Source organism: Xanthobacter luteus (genome assembly GCF_040049235.1).
GTDB lineage: Bacteria > Pseudomonadota > Alphaproteobacteria > Rhizobiales > Xanthobacteraceae > Xanthobacter.
The window spans coordinates 90,075-106,477 of record NZ_JBDZDO010000002.1 but is presented as its reverse complement, the minus strand read 5'-3'; the positions used below and the strand labels follow the sequence as shown (position 1 = coordinate 106,477).

The window sequence follows — 16,403 nt, the reverse complement described above, 5'->3', positions numbered from 1 at the left end:
GCGGCCATGACCCTGCCCTTGAAAGCGGGTGCGCGCGCCCCGAGCGCCGCCGACGCGGCCGCCACCGCGGACCGGGAGGGCGCGAGCGCACCGCGCCGCCTGCCCGCCGTGGACACGGTGCTGAAGACCGAGGCGGCACGCGCCGCCCAGGCGCGCCATGGGCGCGCCGCCGCCACCGCCGCCGTGCGGCATCTGCTCGACGTCCGCCGCGCCGCGCTCGCCGCGGGCGCCCCGCCGGACCCATCCGCGCTCGCCGCCGAGGCGCTGGGCGCGGCGGCGCTCGCGCTCCTCGATGCCGCGGCCGCGCCCTCGCTCAAGCCGGTGATCAACCTCACGGGCACCGTGCTGCACACCAATCTCGGCCGCGCCATCCTCGCCGAGGAGGCGGTGGCGGCCGCCACCGCCGCCATGCGCCAGGCGGTGGCGCTGGAGTTCGATCTCGCCGGCGGCAAGCGCGGCGAGCGCGACGACCATGTGCGCGCCCTCTTGCTGGAGCTGACCGGGGCCGAGGCGGCCACCGTGGTCAACAACAATGCCGCGGCCGTGCTCATCACCCTCAACACGCTGGCGGCGGGCAAGGAATCCATCGTCTCGCGCGGCGAATTGATCGAGATCGGCGGCGCCTTCCGCATGCCCGAGATCATGGCCCGCGCCGGCACGCTGCTGCGCGAGGTGGGCACCACCAACCGCACCCACATGAAGGACTATGCCGGCGCGCTCACGCCCGACACCGGCCTGATCCTCAAGGTCCACACCTCCAACTACCGCATCGAAGGGTTCACCGCCGAGGTCCCGGCGCGGGAGCTGGCGGACCTCGCCCGCGCCCATGGGGTGCCGCTGGTGAACGATCTCGGCTCCGGCACGCTCGCCGACCTCGCCGCCTACGGCCTGGTCCACGAGCCCACGGTGCGCGAGGCGGTCGGGGAAGGCGCCGACATCGTCACCTTCTCGGGCGACAAGCTGCTCGGCGGGCCGCAGACCGGCTTCATCGTCGGCCGCGCGGAGCTGATCGCGCAGATCAACAAGAACCCCATGAAGCGCGCGCTGCGGGTGGACAAGATCCGCCTCGCCGCGCTGGAGGCGACCCTCAAGCTCTATCGCGACCCGGACCGTCTCGCGGCCCGCCTGCCCACCTTGCGCTTCCTGACCCGCACGGCCGCGGACCTCGCCGCCGAGGCCGGGCGCCTCGCCCCGGAAATTGCCGCCCGGCTGGGCGCGGGCTTCACGGTCGGGGTGATCGCCTGCCGCAGCCAGATCGGCTCCGGCGCCCTGCCGCTGGAAACGCTGGCGAGCGCCGGTCTCGCCGTGCGGCCCGCCGATGGCAGCGGCCGGGCGCTCGCCGCCTTGTCCGACGCCCTGCGGCGGCTGCCGGTGCCGGTCATCGGCCGGGTGGAGGACCAGGCGCTGGTGCTGGACCTGCGCTGCCTCGACCAAGCGGGCGACCTGCTTTCCGCCTTCGACGCGCTCGGCACCGCTCACCGCGGGAGGACGCGCCATGGGCTGGCTTGACCGCCTGCGGGGCAAGGCCGGCCGGCCGGCCCCCGGCGCGACGGCGGCGGAGGCCGCGGCGCTCATGGCCACCGCCCTCGAGGCCGCCAAAGCGGGCGACTATGCCCAGGCCCTCTCCCTGTGGGAGCCGCTGGCGAGCGCCGGCCATCCGCGCGCGCAGAACAATGTGGGCGCCTGCTTCGTGGACGGTCTCGGCGTGGACCGCGACCTGGCGCTCGCCCACCGCTGGCTGGAACTGTCCGCCGCCGGCGGCGACCCGGTGGGCATGCGCAACCTCGCCGCGCTCCATTTCAAGGGCGACGGTGTGGAGCAGAACTATACCCGCGCCGCCGAGCTCTATCGCGGCGCCGCCGAGAAGGGCGACGGCCCGGCCCAGGACATGCTGAGCTGGATGCTGCTGGAGGGCGAGGTGATGCCGCCCGATCCCGCCGAGGCCAGGACCTGGGCCGAGGCGGCGGCGGCCCAGGGCATCGCCTCGGCCATGACGCGGCTCGGCATGATGGCCCACAACGCCCTCGGCACGGCGCGCGATCCCGCGGAGGCCGCGCGCTGGTGGCTCAAGGGCGCGGAGGCCGGCGACGCGGACGGCCAGGCGATGCTGGGCGCCGCGTTCCATCTCGGCTCCGGCGTGCCGCGCGACAATCTCTCCGCCTTCGTCTGGCTGCTGCGGGCCAGGGCCGGCGGCAGCCCGCTCGCCGAGCGATTCTTCGAGGTCGTGCGCGGCCAGCTGTTTCCCCAGGAGCAGGTGGAGGCGCGCCGCCGCGCGGCGCAGCCACTTCCGGGGGCGGAGAAGCCATGATCGTCGGCACGGCGGGCCATATCGACCACGGCAAGTCGACCCTGGTGCGCGCGCTCACCGGGGTCGATACCGACCGGCTCAAGGAGGAGAAGGCGCGCGGCATCTCCATCGACCTCGGCTTCGCCTATCTGCCGCTCGCCGGCGAAGGGCCGGACGGGATCCTCGGCTTCGTCGACGTGCCGGGGCACGAGAAGTTCGTCCACACCATGCTCGCCGGGGCGAGCGGCGTCGATTTCGTGCTCCTCGTGGTGGCGGCCGACGACGGCGTGATGCCCCAGACCCGGGAGCATCTGGCCATCGTCGACCTGCTCGGCATCCGGCGCGGCCTCGTCGCCCTCACCAAATCCGACCTCGTGGACGCGGCGCGCCGCGATGCGGTCGCGGCGGAGATCGCCGCCGCGCTCCAGGGCACGGCGCTCGAAGGCGCCGAGATCCTGCCGGTCTCGGCGGCGACGGGGCTCGGCATCGAGACGCTGCGCGCGCGTCTGGCGGCAGCGGCGCGCGCCATGGGCGACCGGGCCGACGCCGGCCGCTTCCGGCTCGCGGTGGATCGCTCCTTCACTTTGTCGGGCGCCGGCACGGTGGTCACCGGAACCGTGGTTTCGGGCCGCGTGGCGGTGGGCGATCGCGTTATCGTCAGCCCGTCCGGCCTGTCGGCCCGCGTGCGCTCGATCCGGGCCCAGGACCTCGCGGCGGACGCGGGCCGCGCCGGCGACCGCTGCGGCATCAACCTCGCCGGCGACGGCATTTCCAAGGAGGCGGTCCAGCGCGGCGACGTGGTGCTCGACCCCGCCCTCCATGCCCCGGCGGATCATGTGGACGTGGCCCTGCGGGTGCTCGGCTCCGAGCCCAAGGCGATCGGCCAGTGGTTCCCCGTGCGGCTGCATCACGGGGCGCGGGAGGTGGGCGCGCGGATCGTGCTGCTGGGCGATGCGATCCCGCCCGGCGGCAACGGCCGGGTCCAGCTGGTGCTGGAGGCACCGATCGCCGCGGCGGTGGGCGACCGCTTCGTGATCCGCGATACCTCGGCCCAGCGCACGATCGGCGGCGGCACCTTCCTCGATCTGCGCGGCCCGGCGCGCAAGCGCCGCACGCCCGAGCGCCTGGCCCAGCTCGACGCCCTCGCTCTGCCCGAGCCGGAGGCCGCCCTCCGCGCGCTGCTGGAGATCCCGCCGTTCCAGGTGGACCTTGCGGCCTTCGCCCGCGACCACGCTTTGTCCGCGGCCCAGGCCGAGACGCTGGCGCAGGCCCTCGGCCTCGTGCGCATTCCGGCGGGCGAGAGCGTGATCGTGCTGTCCGCCGGCCGCTTCGCGGCGTTCCGCGACCAGCTCTTGGGCGCGCTCGACGCCTTCCATGGCCAGAACCCCGACCTGCCGGGCATCGGCCGCGAGCGGCTGCGTCTCGAGCTGACCCCGCGCCTGCCGGCGCCGGCCTTCCTCGCCGCGCTCCAGCTGCTGCCGCGCGCGGACGTGCGCCTGGACGGCGCATGGGTGCGCCGGGCGAGCTTCGAGGTGCGCCTCTCGCCCCAGGACGAGGCGCTGTGGGCGCGCATCGCGCCCCTCGTCTCGGCGGAGGAGCGCTTCCGCCCGCCCCGCGTGCGCGACATCGCCGGCCTGCTGCCGGCTCCGGAGCCCGAGGTGCGCCGGCTCATGAAGCTCCTCGGCCGCATGGGGCGCCTCGACGAGGTGGCGCACGACCACTTCTTCCTGCGCGCCACCGTGGCCGAGATGGTGGGCATCGTGCGGCGCCTCTCGGCCGCGCACGCGAAGGGCGAATTTTCCGCCGCCCAGTTCCGCGACGAGGTCGCCAATGGCCGCAAGGTGGCGATCCAGATCCTCGAATTCTTCGACCGCCACGGCGTGACCCTGCGCCGCGGCGATCTGCGCCGGGTCAACCCGCACCGTCTGGACCTGTTCGCCGCGCCGGTGGAAGATGCGCCGGCGCAGGGTCCCGGCGATTCGAAATCCGCGACGCCCTCCCCCGCCGCTGCGGGACGCGGCGCGCCGCGAGGAAGAGAAGCGTCCCTGGTGGGGCGTCCGGACTTCAAATCCGGGAGGGGCCGCGAGCCGGTCCTTGGTGGGTTCGACTCCCACTCTCTTCCGCCAGCCCTCCGGGAAAAGCGATGAGCCTTTTAGCCGTCTTTCTTGCCGACCTCGACGCCGCCAGGAGCGCCGCGGACGCGGCCGAGACCCGCTTCCGCGCCGAGGCCGCCGCCCGCATCGAGGCGCTCGCCACGGCGCGCGCTTATGCCTATCGCCGCGCCGATCTGATGGCCGGCCTCGCGGAGGCGACGCAGGAGGTGGACAGCGCGGAGCTCGCCGCCGCGGCCGGGCACGCGCTGCTGCGCACCCGCCTCGGCTGGGACGAGGACAGTCCTGCCCGCTCGGAAGTGCTCACCCGGTTCGCGGACGTGGCGCTGGCGCTGTTCGCCGCGCGAGCCGCGAGCCCGGATGCCGGGCCGGACGGGCCCCCGCCCGATCCCGCCGCCGCGCTGGCCGCCTTCGAGGAGTGGTATCTTTCGACCCGCGAGACGCCGTTCTGGCACCTGTTCGACCACTATCTGCCGGAGACGGCCCTTGTCGACTTCTAGACGCAAGCCGCGCGAGCGGCCGGGCGCGGCACCCGGCGGCCGCCGCCCCTCGCTCGTCGATCCCGCGCCGCCGGCCGACGACTTCTCCCAATGGCTGGCCGAGGCCTATGCCCAGGAGGGAGACTTCACGGCGCTGGTGGTGCTGGTCGCCATCGGCGAGACGCGGGTCTCGCCGCTCGCCTCCACCTTCCTCACCTTCGTGGGCGACGCGGTGGGCTGGGCGGAGATCGCCGGCCTGTTCGCCGGCGCCAAGAAGGCCTGGGACGGCGTGAGCTTCTTCCCGGTGCTCGATGCCGACGGCCCGCTGGAGAATGCCGAGGCGCGGGCACGCCTGCGGCGGCTCGAAGCCCGCATCGCCGAGGACCGGCTGGTGCTCAATGAAGGCGCCTTCTTCGACGCCTGGGGCCGCAAGCTGAAGGTGGAGCAGATCACGCCCCACTGAGGCGGGATGCGCGCAGCCGGCGCGCGCCGATTCGGCTGCCGGGCGCTCAGCGGATCGGGAAATCGAAATAGGTCGAGGGAAACGGCTCGTCCTTGAGCGTGAAGTGCCACCATTCCTTGGCGAAGGGCACGAAGCCGTGGCGCTTCATCAGGTCGGCGAGGCGCGTGCGGTTCGCCTTCTGGACCGCCGTCACCGCCTCCGATCCCGGCCAGGATCGCGGGCTGAAGAGGTCGAAGGCCGTCCCCATGTCCACCTCCGCTCCGCTCGTGGCGTGGACCAATGTGAGGTCCAGCGTCGAGCCGCGCGAATGGCCCGAGCGCGCGGCGATGTATCCCTCCTTGAACAGCTCCGACTTGGCGATGTCGGGATAATAAGCAGGCTTGGTGCTCTCGTCGGCGAGATCCGCCGCCCAGCGGGCGAAGTGCGCCACCGCGCGGGCCGGGCGATAGCAATCGAACAGCTTGAGCCCATAGCCCTGCCGGCGGGCGTCCTCCGCCACCTGGGCGAGCGCCTCGGCCGCGGGCCGGGTGAGGAAGCAGCGCGGCGCCTCGTAGCCATCCACCCGCGTGCCGACGAAATTGTCGGCGCCGAAATAGCGCACGTCCAGGATCACGCCCGGCACCGTCTGCCCCACGTCGACGAAGCTCGCGGGCCGGTCGGTGCGCGCCTCGGCGGGCGACACGAGGGGGGAAAGGCCCAGAATGAGGGCCGCGGGTTTCACCACGTGGTCCATGAGGCGCGCGACCATCGGCAGGAGGAAGGCCATGGGCCAAGCTTAGTCGCGCCGCCGGCCGAGGCAAATGCCCTGGCGTGGCGGCGCCGGGGCGCTCGCTCGCCTGGACCGGGCGCGCCCTTCGCGCGGGGGCTCGGGGGGCAGGCGGATCGGATCGACCGCCGGCGGGGGCTCGGGAAAGGGCGTGCGGCGCGGCGTCCGCCGAGGATCGCCCTCGGGCAGCGGCGGCACGCCGGGCGCCGGCGGCGGCGCGGGAGCCGGCGGCTCCTCCAGCGGCTGGGGCGGCGGGATCGGCGGCACCGGATTCGGCGGCCACGGATCGGGGCGGCGCGGGTCGGGCGTCAAACCGGCGGTGATCGGCGCGGCCGCCGGGGGCGTGGGTGAAGGCGGGACGGCGGCGGCGCGGTGCGGTTCTTCCCTCATCGGGGGAGAACGTGGTCCCCGGCTCCGCGTTCCCGGAGCGCTGGCGCGAGCCACCGGAACCGGAACCGGCGCCGCGCAAACGCGCGATCGGACCGCGGCGCGCCGGGGCGCGCCGCGGCGGACGATCAGGAGAAGAAGCTGGTGATGGACTGCCAGATGCTCTTCTTCGGCGCGTTGGCGGCGTCGGCCGTCACCGGCTTGCCGTCGGTGCCCACCGTCGGCGCACCGGACTGCGCCTTGGCCACGGCCTCGGCGCTGAAGATGCCGGCGAAGGCGGAGATCTTGGACAGGGTGACGGGGCCGGCCATGCTGTCCGCCTCAAGGCCGTTCTTCTCCTGGAACTCCTTCACCGCCTTCGCGGTGCCGGGGCCGAACTGGCCGTCGGCGGTGATGCCGAGCGCGGTCTGGAGCTTTTTCACCGCCTCGCCCTTGGTGCCGACGGTGAGCAGGACCAGCTCGGGCAGACCCATGGCGGAGAAGGTGTCGGGGCCGGCGACGCCGTCGGCGGCGAGGCCATGGGCCTTCTGGTAGGCCTTCAGGGCCTCCTCGGTGGCGGGACCGAACTGGCCATCGGCGGTGACGCCAAGCTTGGCCTGGAGAATCTTGACCGGCTCTCCGGCCAGTCCGCGCTTCAGAATCGCCATCTCTGTTCCCCTGAATGGTTGGCTGAACTGGAAGGTACCCGGCCGCGGGCCCGCCCTTTCGGGCAGCACCGGCAGAAGAGCCCCGCGGCATCCCGCCCGCCACGCCCGACGCCGGCGGCCCCGCTGGGCGGCCCGTGCCGGGAACGGGGGCGAAACGCCCTCGACCGCAAACCACATACAACCAACGCATGACAAAAGCATGCGAATTGACGGGCCGAAAAAGAAAAAGCCGGGCCTTTTGACAGGCCCGGCAAGTATCGCCGCAGAGCGGCGAACCTTCCAGAGGGGAACAGCTGAGGCACCGCATAGGATGCGATCAGCGCCCGATCAAAATGCCTTCCGCATAGGCATTTTGCAACGCCATTTGACCGCATAACAGGCATGTCCTGGACGCTGGGCTCACCCGATTCGACGGCACCTTCATACCATGCAAGGACTTAGATCAATAATTCCAGCGCTGGGCCTTGGAAATTAGAAAGTCTCTGAACACTTGGATCCGCGCCACGGAGCGCATTTCCTGGGCATAGGTGAAGTAGGCTTCGAGCTTGGGAGTCTCGCGGTCGGTGAACAGCGGCACCAGCGAGGTCGAATCGTCCGAAAGGTAATCGGGTAGCGTTCCAATCCCCACGCCCCGCTCCACCGCCCGCTTCAGCCCCAGCACATTGTTCACCTCGAACGCCGGAATGCGCGGGGTCGAGCCGTCGCGGCCGGCATGCTCCAGCCAGTTGAGGCCCTGGAAATAGGACGGGATCGGCCCGCCGAGGAGCAGGATGCGGTGCTTGTCGAGCTCGTCCACCGTGCGCGGCTGGCCGTGGCGCTTGAGATAGTCCGCCGAGGCGTAAGCGTGGAAATGGACAGTGAACAGCTTGCGCTGCACCAGGTCCGGCTGCACCGGCTGGCGCATGCGGATGGCCACGTCCGCCTCGCGCATGGCGAGGTCCAGCTCCTCGTCGGTGAGGATCAGCTGGATGCGGATGTCGGGATAGAGTTCGACGAATTCGCCCACCCGCGCCGTCAGCCAGTGGGTGCCGAGACCCATGGTGGTGGTCACCCTGAGGTCGCCGTTGGGCTTCTCGCGGCTGTCGGTCAGCTGGGCGCGGGCCGATTCGAGCTTCAGGAACACCTCGTGGGCGGTGCGGTAGAGCAGTTCGCCCTGCTCGGTGAGGATGAGGCCGCGGGCATGGCGGTGGAACAGCGGCACCTTCAGCTCCACCTCCAGCGCCGAGACCTGCCGGCTCACCGCCGATTGCGAGAGCCCCAGCGTCTCGCCCGCATGGGTGAACGAGCCGGCCTCGGCGGCGACGTGGAAGACCTTCAGCTTGTCCCAGTCCATGGGGCCCCGTTCCCTGGCAGCATTTGCGCCCCGCAGGGTTGCGGGGCCTACGCTCAGTGTCTCATGTCGAGCGTCCGGGCAGCGGCGCGCGGCGCCGCCCCCGGCATGCCCTCATTCGGCCGCCTGAGAAACCTGGTGGTGGGCGAGGAAGCGCTCGGTCTCGAGCGCCGCCATGCAGCCCCGCCCCGCCGCCGTCACCGCCTGGCGGTAGACGTCGTCCGCCACGTCGCCCGCCGCGAACACCCCGGGCACCGAGGTGGCGGTGGAATCGGGCGCGGTCCACACATAGCCGTTGGGCTTGAGCTTCAGCTGGTCCTTCACCAGGTCGGTGGAGGGCGCATGGCCGATGGCGATGAACACGCCGTCGGCGGCCAGGCGCGTCAGCTCCCCCGTGCGGGTGTCGCGCAGCATCACGCCGGTGACGCGGGTGGGCTCCTCCGCGCCGACGATCTCGGCCACCTCGGCGTTCCACACCACGGCGACCTTGGGATGGGCGAACAGCCGCTCCTGGAGGATCTTCTCGGCCCGGAAGCTGTCGCGGCGGTGCACCACCGTCACCTTGGCGGCGAAGTTGGTGAGGAACAGCGCCTCCTCGACCGCGGTGTTGCCGCCGCCCACCACCACCACCTCCTTGCCGCGGTAGAAGAAGCCGTCGCAGGTGGCGCAGGCGGAGACGCCGAAGCCGCGATAGGCCTCCTCGGAGGCGATGCCGAGCCAGCGCGCCTGCGCCCCCGTGGCGAGGATCACCACGTCGGCGACATAGGTCTCGCCGCCCTCGGTCACCATGCGGAAGGGCCGGCGCGAAAGCTCGAGGGTCGCGACGTGGTCGGCGATGATCTTGGTGCCGACGTGCTCGGCCTGGGCCCGCATCTGCTCCATCAGCCAGGGACCCTGGATGACGTCGGCGAAGCCGGGGTAGTTCTCCACGTCGGTGGTGATGGTGAGCTGGCCGCCCGGCTGGATGCCCTCGAACAGCACTGGCTCGAGCATGGCGCGGGCCGCATAGATGGCCGCGGTGTAGCCCGCCGGGCCAGAGCCGATGATGACGACCTTCTTGTGATGGGTGGTCATGAAATTCCCCGAAACCCGGGCATGGCGATGGTTCCGCGCCCGCGCTGTGAAGCGTCGCAGCCTCAAGCGAGGGCGACGAGCCATGCAAGAATGTAGGAGCCCGCGTGCGGCGCCACAAGACAGGGACGGACGCCGCGTGACGCAGGGGCGCCATTGCCGCTGGCACGAAAGATTATTTCGTTGCACCGCGATAAAGGCGCACTAAGGTGCCGCACTGCCATTCGCAAGGAGTTCACCTTGACGGTTCGTCTCGATGCCGTGGACTGGAAGATCCTCGACGAGCTCCAGCGGGACGGGCGCATGACCAATGTCGAGCTCTCGCGCCGCGTCGGCATCTCGGCACCGCCCTGCCTGCGGCGCGTGCGGGCGCTGGAGGAAGACGGAATCATCGAGGGATACCGGGCGCTGCTCGACGAGAAGCGCCTGGGCTACGACCTCACGGCCTTCGCCATGGTGCACCTGACGAGCCAGGCAGAAGCGGACCTCGCCGCCTTCGAGGCGTGCATCGCCAAGTGGCCGCTGGTGCGCGCCGCCTGGATGCTGTCCGGCGAGGTGGACTTCCTGATGCTGTGCGTCGCGCCCGACTTGCGCACCTTCCAGGCGTTCGTCCTGGAGATCACCGCCGCGCCCAATGTGCGCAACGTGAAGACCGCCCTCACCCTGAAGCGCTCCAAGGATGCGCCCGTGGTGCCGCTGGAGACCGGCCTGCCCAAAGGCTGAGGGGCGCCCGCCGCCTCACCGGCACTGCTTGCGCACCCGCCGCACGAAGTCGACGGCGCCGTCGGGGTTGAGCAGGTAGCAGCGGCGCACGTCCGCATCCGTCAGGCCCGACAGGCCGTCGCACACCTGCCGGAACGCCGCGAGCTTGCGCGAGAAGCGCGCCGGCAGCGCATCGTATCCCGCGCCGACCGCGTGATAGCCGCCGAGCACGCTTTCGCAGGCGACCTGTCCGGGCTGCGCGGGCCGCAGCACCGCCAGCGCCGCCTCGGCGCGCGCGTCGCCTTGCTCCGTCGCCCTGCGCAGCCAGTCGAGCCCGCGCTCGAAATCGAGCGGCACCTCGGCGCCCACGCTGTGCCGCAGGCCGAGCGCGACCATCGCCCCAGGGTCGTCGGCCTCGGCCGCCTTGCGCAGCCAATAGTAGCCTTCCTGCGGGTCCTTCGGCACGCCGGAGCCATTGAAGTAGCTGAGCGAAATGAGCCGCATGCTCGGCACGTCGCCGGCCTCGATGGCCCGCTTGTACCAGGAGATGGCCGCGCGCGGGTCTTTCCTGAGGCCGTTGCCGGTCTCGAGGTTCATGGCGAGCAGGCGCATGCCGCGCCGGTTCCCCGCCGCCGCGGACTTCTGGTACCAGGCGTTGGCGTCCTTGAGGTTGCGGGGCACGCCGTTGCCCAGCTCCAGCAGCAGGCCGAGGCTCGCCATGGCGAAGCCGTCGCCCATCTCGGCGGCGCGGCGATACCAGAGGGCGGCCTTGCCGGGGTCCCTGGCGATGCCGTTGCCGGTCACCAGATTGTCGCCGATGAGGTTCATGGCGGCGCTGTTGCCGGCCTCGGCCGCCTTCAGGTACCAGGAATTGGCGGCGGGAATGTCGGTCGCGACGCCCTCGCCGTCTTCCAGCAGCAGGCCGAGGCCGACCATGGCGGCGGGAGAGCCCTGCTCCGCCGCGCGCTTGTACCAGGCGAGGGCGTCCGCCGGACTGCGCGCGACGCCCTTGCCGGCGGCGAGGTTCGAAGCGAGGTAGCGCATGCCGTTGGTGTCGCCGGCGTCGGCCGCCCTGCGATACCAGGCATTGGCTTCCTTGAGGCTCCGCGGCACCCCGGCGCCGGCCTCGTACATCAGGCCGAGCCCCGACATGGCCGGCAGATCCCCCTGCGCGATCGCCCGCTGGTACCACGCGACGGCCGCGGCCGGGTCCTCCGGAAGACCGTGGCCGGTGGCGAGATTGTCCGCTAGATACCGCATTCCCAGCCGGTTCCCCGCCTCCGCCGCGCGTCGGTACCAGGCATTGGCGAGCGCGAGGTCCTGCGGCACGCCCGCGCCGCGCTCATAGAGATCGCCGAGGCTCCACATGGCGTCGTCGTCGCCGAGCTCGGCCGCCCGGCGGTAGAGCCGCGCCGCCTCCGGCAGGCTCTTGGCGATGCCCGTGCCGGTCTCGACATTCTGCGCCAGGAAATAAAGGCCATGGGCGTTGTCCGCCTCCGCCGCCTTGCGGAACCAGACATTGGCCGCGGCCGGATCGGACCGCGTGCCCACACCGCGGTCGTAGGCGAGGCCGAGATTGACCATGGCGGGCACGTAGCCCGCCTCGGCGGCCTTGCGGAACCAGGCGAACGCCTGCGGCTCGTCCACCGCGCCGCCCCGGCCGTTCTTCAGATTGATGGCGAGGGCGCGCATGGCGACCGCGCTGCCGCCGTCAGCCGCGGTCCGGAACCAGCGGTTGGCCGCGGCAAGGTCCGCCGCCCCGCCGCGCCCCGCCTCGAGCGCGAAGGCGAGCGCCACCATGGCGTCCACCTCCCCCGCCTCGGCCGCGCGGCGATACCAGGCGAGGGCCGCCGCGGCGTCCTGCTCCACCGACGCGCCGGCGAGCAGCGCGTCGGCCATCAGGCGCATGGAGGCCGGGTCGCCCGCCTCGGCGCCCTTGCGATACCAGGCGATCGCCGCGGCCCGGTCGCCGGACGGGCCGCCGGACTCCAGCAGGCGCCCGAGACTCCCCATGGCGGGCGCAAACCCCGCCTCCGCGGCCTTCTCGTAGAGCCTGCGGGCGGCGTCGAGGTCGCGCGGCCCGCCGTGGCCGGCCTCGTGGCTTTCGCCCAGCGCATGGGCGCCGCCCGCATGGCCGAGCGCGTCGGCGCGCGCCGCATGGTCGCGAACGGCGCCATATTGGCGGGCGGCGAGATAGGCCCGCGCCAGCTGGTACCACAGCCGCGGCACGCCGGGCGCCGCGCGCACCGCGGCCTCGCAGGCGGGAATGGCGGTCCGGGGATCGATCGCCTGCGGCGCCACGCCGGCAACCCCATGGGGGCGATCGGCGTCGAACGGGCTCGCCGCCGCCTCGTCGCAGCGTTGCACCAGGGCCTGCGCGGCGTCCGCGCCCGTCTCGCGCGCTCCCTGCGCCAGCGCCCCATCGGCGCTGCACAGCGCAGCCACCAGCGCCACAGCGTATCTCATGCCGCTCCCCGACCGACGACGACCTCGCGCCCAACTTATCCGATCGGGGGGCGGTTGGCAGGCCGCGCGCCGAAGCTTTCCTGGCGCCGTCCGAGCGCAGGCCCGCCGGCGGCGACATCGCGGCCGTCACACGCCTGACGCCTGCTGCCTCTAACTAGCGCCCTTCCGCCCGGAACAAGCGGCGGGATGCCAACCGTCACAACCCGATCGACCCCATGAGCAGTCGAGCACATACAGGCGGCGCAGGCGCGCGCGCCGCCTCGGATCTTCCCGCCCAGGCGCTGTCCCGCTGCCGCTATGCCTTCGCCGCGGTGGGCGCGTTCTCGGCGGTGGTGAACGTGCTGATGCTCACCGGCTCGCTCTACATGCTCCAGGTCTATGACCGGGTGCTGCCCTCCCACAGCCTGCCGACCCTGGTGGCGCTCTCGCTCATCGTCATGGCGGTCTATGCCGTGCAGGGCCTGTTCGACGCCCTGCGCCAGCGCATCCTCGGGCGCATCGCCGTGGCCCTCGACCAGGACCTGTCGGGCCCCGTGGTGTCGGCGATCCTGCGCGCGCCGCTGCGACGCCGCGACGACGGGCGGGGCACCCAGCTCGCCCGCGACCTCGATACGGTACGCTCCTTCCTCTCCGGGCTCGGGCCGACCACCCTGTTCGATCTGCCCTGGATGCCGCTCTACGTGCTCGCCTGCTTCCTGCTCCACCCCTATCTCGGCTGGACGCTGGTGGTGGGCGCGCTGCTGCTGGTCAGCCTCACTTTGCTCACCGAATGGCGCACCCGGCGGCCGGTGCGCGAGGCGGCGCAGACCGGCGCCGACCGGGCGGTGCTGCTGGAGGCGGCGCGCCGCAACGCCGAGGTGGTGGCCGCGCTCGGCATGGAGCAGCGCATGCTCGCCCGCTTCGAGCAGCGCAGCGCCGGGCATCTCGCCGCCCAGCAGCGCGCCGCCGACATCGCCGGCGGCCTCGGCGCGCTCTCCAAGGTGCTGCGCTTCATGCTGCAGTCGGCGATGCTGGGCATGGGCGCCTGGCTCGTGATCTCGGGGCTGGCTTCGCCGGGGGTGATGATCGCCTCCTCGGTGATCGCCAGCCGGGCGCTGGCGCCCCTCGAGCTCGCGATCCAGAGCTGGCGCCCGTTCCTCGCCGCGCGCCAGTCCTGGACCCGCCTGCGCCAGGCGCTGACCGATGAGGACCGGGCGCGCCCGGTGGCGCCGGAGCGGGCGCGCCAGCGCCTCACGGTGGAACAGGTCTCGGTGGTGCCGCCCGGCGCGAGCGCGGCGGCGGTGCAGAATATCTCCTTCACCGTCGACGCCGGCCACGCGGTCGGCGTCATCGGCCCGTCGGCCTCCGGCAAGTCCACGCTGGCGCGGGCGCTGGTCGGCGTCTGGCCGGTGCTGCGCGGCGAGCTGCGGCTCGACGGCGCGACCCTCGACCAGTGGCCGGACGAGGCGCGCGGCGCCATGATCGGCTATCTGCCCCAGGACGTGGAGCTGTTCGACGGCACCGTGGCGGAGAACATCGCGCGCTTCGATCCCGCCGCCGCCGAGGCCGACATCCTGGCCGCCGCCAAGGCGTCCGGCGCCTATGAGATGATCCTGCGCCTCAAGGACGGCTTCGCGACCCGCATCGGCGAGGGCGGCTCGACGCTCTCCGGCGGCCAGCGCCAGCGGGTGGCGCTCGCCCGCGCGCTCTACAAGGACCCGTTCCTGGTGGTGCTCGACGAGCCCAATTCGAGCCTCGACGCCGAGGGGGAGGCCGCGCTCACCACCGCCATCATGGGCATCCGGGCGCGGGGCGGCATCGCCATCATCGTCGCCCACCGGCCGGCGGCGCTCGCCGCCGCCGACCTCGTGCTCGCTCTGGCCCAGGGCCAGCAGCAGGGGTTCGGCCCCAAGGAGGAGGTCCTGCGCCAGGCCCTCGCCGCGCGCGAGACCCAAAGCGCGCCCCCAAGCGCGCCCCAGGCCGTGCCGCCGGCCGCGGGCGCGGGCAAGCCGCGCGTCGTGGTCGAGCGCGTCGGATAGGCAAAGGAGCCCCCATGGCCCCCGTCAAGCCGCTGGACCCGTTCCGCGACATCCGCATCACCGCGCTGGTCGGCGGCACCGCTCTGCTGGCGCTGCTCGGCACGGTCGGCGTGTGGGCCGCGACCGCCCCGCTCTCGGGGGCCGTGATCGCCCAGGGGCAGGTGGTGGTGGAGAGCAACGTGCGGCGCATCCAGCACCCCACCGGCGGCGTCGTGGGCCAGATCCTGGTCAATGACGGCGACCGGGTGAAGGCCGGCGACGTGCTGGTCCGGCTGGACGAAACCACCGCGCGCGCCAACCTCGCCATGGTCGACAACCAGCTCAACCAGCTCGGCGCCCGCCGGGCGCGGCTCGAGGCCGAGCGGGACGGCAGGGCCGCCCTCGTCTTCCCGCCCTCCCTCGCGGATCACGCCGACCAGGAGGCGATCGCCTCCATCCTCGCCGGCGAGCAGACGCTGTTCGCCTCCCGGCGGGCCGCGCGGGAGGGGCAGATCTCCCAGCTGCGCGAGCGCATCGCCCAGACGCGCGAGGAGATTTCCGGCCTCGCCGCGCAGGTCGCCTCCAAGCGCGAGCAGATCCGTCTGATCGAGCTGGAGCTCGAGGGGGTGCGCAAGCTCTATGCCGCCAATCTGGTCTCCATCTCGCGCATGACGAGCCTGGAACGCGAGGCGGCGCGGCTGTCCGGCGAGGCGGGACAATTGGTGGCGGAGACCGCCCGGGCAAAAGGGCGAATCACCGAGACCGAGCTGCAGATCATCCAGATCGACCAGGAGCAGCGGCGCGAGGTGTCGACCGAGCTGCGCGACGTGGAGACGCGCCTCGCCGACTTCGCCGAGCGCCGGGTGGCGGCGCTCGACCAGCTCCAGCGCATCGAGCTGCGCGCGCCCCAGGACGGCGTGGTGCACCAGAAGGCGGTGCACACCGTGGGCGGCGTGGTCAGCGCCGGCGAGCAGATGATGCTCATCGTCCCCGAGCACGACGGGCTGGTGATCGAGGCGCGCATCGAGCCGCAGCTCATCGACCGGCTGAAAGCGGGGCAGAACGTGATTCTGCGCTTCTCCGCCTTCGACAGCGCCACCACCCCGGACCTCGCAGGGGTGCTCACCCGGATCTCGGCGGACCTCACCCGCGACCAGCAGAACGGGACCGCTTTCTACGTGGTGCGCATCGGGCTCCGCGCTGGCGAGCACACCCGGCTCGCCGGCAAGGAGCTGGTGCCTGGCATGCCGGTGGAGGCCTTCATCCAGACCGGCGAGCGCACCGCCCTCGCCTATCTGGTGAAGCCGGTCGAGGACCAGCTGATGCGCGCCTTCCGGCACGACTGACCGCGCCCCGCACCCGACACCGTTGCGATCCCGCCCCGACGGCGCGCCGGCGGTTGCCTGCGCTCGTCTGACGCAGATTTTGACAATCCAAGAACAAAGCTCCCTAAATCAATCATGATATTGCCGGCGCAATAGTTGTTTAGCTGGACAATATTTTGCCAAACAAGCAAAATTTTTACCAAGATAACCGCTTATATTTTCAACAAAAATTCCGCAATGTCACAAGGTCTGCAGCGGATATTCATCGTTCTGTTATGAACGCTTTTTAGGTTCGCCCTCGATTACCAAAGGTTAGGCGGGATACTGGTGCGCTGGGCGGCGGCACCGGTGCTCCCCGCTTGTCTTCATGTT

12 protein-coding genes, 1 tRNA gene and 1 pseudogene are annotated in these 16,403 nt (G+C 72.1%); 9 read left to right on the top strand and 5 right to left on the bottom strand.

Going from position 1 to position 16,403, the window contains the following annotated elements:
• Positions 1-6: 6 nt before the first annotated feature.
• The 6 genes and pseudogenes from selA (at position 7) to ABLE88_RS09115 (ending at position 5,340) form a co-directional block, all read left to right on the top strand.
• The gene (gene selA / locus ABLE88_RS09140; RefSeq protein WP_348831218.1) at positions 7-1,509 is read left to right on the top strand and encodes an L-seryl-tRNA(Sec) selenium transferase; all 1,503 of its coding nucleotides are present in this window, start codon (positions 7-9) and stop codon (positions 1,507-1,509) included.
• Complete coding sequence (locus ABLE88_RS09135; protein WP_348831217.1) at positions 1,496-2,308, top strand: tetratricopeptide repeat protein; 813 nt, start codon at positions 1,496-1,498, stop codon at positions 2,306-2,308. Before selA ends, ABLE88_RS09135 begins: the two co-directional genes overlap by 14 nt.
• Positions 2,305-4,185, top strand: a pseudogene (gene selB / locus ABLE88_RS09130) (selenocysteine-specific translation elongation factor); the annotation flags it as partial. The gene ABLE88_RS09135 and the pseudogene selB, both read left to right, overlap by 4 nt.
• A 132-nt stretch (positions 4,186-4,317) precedes the next feature.
• Positions 4,318-4,413: transfer RNA gene (locus ABLE88_RS09125), tRNA-Sec, on the top strand.
• Positions 4,414-4,430: 17 nt separating this feature from the next.
• Positions 4,431-4,898, top strand: a complete 468-nt coding sequence (locus ABLE88_RS09120) for a hypothetical protein (RefSeq protein WP_348831216.1) — start codon at positions 4,431-4,433, stop codon at positions 4,896-4,898.
• Positions 4,885-5,340: a hypothetical protein gene (locus tag ABLE88_RS09115; protein WP_348831215.1), complete on the top strand. Its 456-nt coding sequence runs from the start codon at positions 4,885-4,887 to the stop codon at positions 5,338-5,340. The genes ABLE88_RS09120 and ABLE88_RS09115 overlap by 14 nt, the downstream gene beginning before the upstream one ends.
• A 46-nt stretch (positions 5,341-5,386) precedes the next feature.
• On the opposite strand, the gene ABLE88_RS09110 is transcribed toward ABLE88_RS09115, so the two are convergent.
• The 4 genes from ABLE88_RS09110 to trxB all read right to left on the bottom strand — a co-directional run bounded on the left by ABLE88_RS09110 (position 5,387) and on the right by trxB (position 9,544).
• Positions 5,387-6,106 carry a M15 family metallopeptidase gene (locus ABLE88_RS09110; RefSeq protein ID WP_348831214.1) on the bottom strand — a complete coding sequence of 240 codons (720 nt, stop codon included), beginning with the start codon at positions 6,104-6,106 and terminating at the stop codon, positions 5,387-5,389.
• Positions 6,107-6,621: 515 nt separating this feature from the next.
• Positions 6,622-7,140: a peptidoglycan-binding domain-containing protein gene (locus tag ABLE88_RS09105; RefSeq protein ID WP_348831213.1), complete on the bottom strand. Its 519-nt coding sequence runs from the start codon at positions 7,138-7,140 to the stop codon at positions 6,622-6,624.
• 442 nt (positions 7,141-7,582) lie between these two features.
• The gene (locus ABLE88_RS09100; RefSeq protein ID WP_348831212.1) at positions 7,583-8,473 is read right to left on the bottom strand and encodes a LysR family transcriptional regulator; all 891 of its coding nucleotides are present in this window, start codon (positions 8,471-8,473) and stop codon (positions 7,583-7,585) included.
• A 111-nt stretch (positions 8,474-8,584) separates the two neighbouring features.
• Complete coding sequence (gene trxB / locus ABLE88_RS09095; RefSeq protein ID WP_348831211.1) at positions 8,585-9,544, bottom strand: thioredoxin-disulfide reductase; 960 nt, start codon at positions 9,542-9,544, stop codon at positions 8,585-8,587.
• Positions 9,545-9,781: 237 nt separating this feature from the next.
• Between trxB and ABLE88_RS09090 the strand changes: the two genes are divergently transcribed.
• On the top strand, positions 9,782-10,264 hold the full coding sequence (locus ABLE88_RS09090) for an Lrp/AsnC family transcriptional regulator (RefSeq protein WP_348831210.1): 483 nt from the start codon (positions 9,782-9,784) through the stop codon (positions 10,262-10,264).
• Positions 10,265-10,279: 15 nt separating this feature from the next.
• On the opposite strand, the gene ABLE88_RS09085 is transcribed toward ABLE88_RS09090, so the two are convergent.
• The gene (locus ABLE88_RS09085) at positions 10,280-12,709 is read right to left on the bottom strand and encodes a tetratricopeptide repeat protein (protein WP_348831209.1); all 2,430 of its coding nucleotides are present in this window, start codon (positions 12,707-12,709) and stop codon (positions 10,280-10,282) included.
• Positions 12,710-12,924: 215 nt separating this feature from the next.
• Between ABLE88_RS09085 and ABLE88_RS09080 the strand changes: the two genes are divergently transcribed.
• Both ABLE88_RS09080 and ABLE88_RS09075 read left to right on the top strand, forming a co-directional pair.
• Positions 12,925-14,727, top strand: a complete 1,803-nt coding sequence (locus ABLE88_RS09080) for a type I secretion system permease/ATPase (protein WP_348831208.1) — start codon at positions 12,925-12,927, stop codon at positions 14,725-14,727.
• Between the two features lie 14 nt (positions 14,728-14,741).
• Positions 14,742-16,052 carry an HlyD family type I secretion periplasmic adaptor subunit gene (locus tag ABLE88_RS09075; protein ID WP_348831207.1) on the top strand — a complete coding sequence of 437 codons (1,311 nt, stop codon included), beginning with the start codon at positions 14,742-14,744 and terminating at the stop codon, positions 16,050-16,052.
• Positions 16,053-16,403: the final 351 nt, after the last annotated feature.

Coding starts and splice junctions, on each gene's coding strand:
- ABLE88_RS09105 (WP_348831213.1), bottom strand. CDS start 7,140: ATGGCGATTCTGAAGCGCGGACTGGCCGGAGAGCCGGTCAAGATTCTC.
- ABLE88_RS09135 (WP_348831217.1), top strand. CDS start 1,496: ATGGGCTGGCTTGACCGCCTGCGGGGCAAGGCCGGCCGGCCGGCCCCC.
- ABLE88_RS09120 (WP_348831216.1), top strand. CDS start 4,431: ATGAGCCTTTTAGCCGTCTTTCTTGCCGACCTCGACGCCGCCAGGAGC.
- ABLE88_RS09100 (WP_348831212.1), bottom strand. CDS start 8,473: ATGGACTGGGACAAGCTGAAGGTCTTCCACGTCGCCGCCGAGGCCGGC.
- ABLE88_RS09085 (WP_348831209.1), bottom strand. CDS start 12,709: ATGAGATACGCTGTGGCGCTGGTGGCTGCGCTGTGCAGCGCCGATGGG.
- trxB (WP_348831211.1), bottom strand. CDS start 9,544: ATGACCACCCATCACAAGAAGGTCGTCATCATCGGCTCTGGCCCGGCG.
- ABLE88_RS09075 (WP_348831207.1), top strand. CDS start 14,742: ATGGCCCCCGTCAAGCCGCTGGACCCGTTCCGCGACATCCGCATCACC.
- selA (WP_348831218.1), top strand. CDS start 7: ATGACCCTGCCCTTGAAAGCGGGTGCGCGCGCCCCGAGCGCCGCCGAC.
- ABLE88_RS09110 (WP_348831214.1), bottom strand. CDS start 6,106: ATGGCCTTCCTCCTGCCGATGGTCGCGCGCCTCATGGACCACGTGGTG.
- ABLE88_RS09080 (WP_348831208.1), top strand. CDS start 12,925: ATGAGCAGTCGAGCACATACAGGCGGCGCAGGCGCGCGCGCCGCCTCG.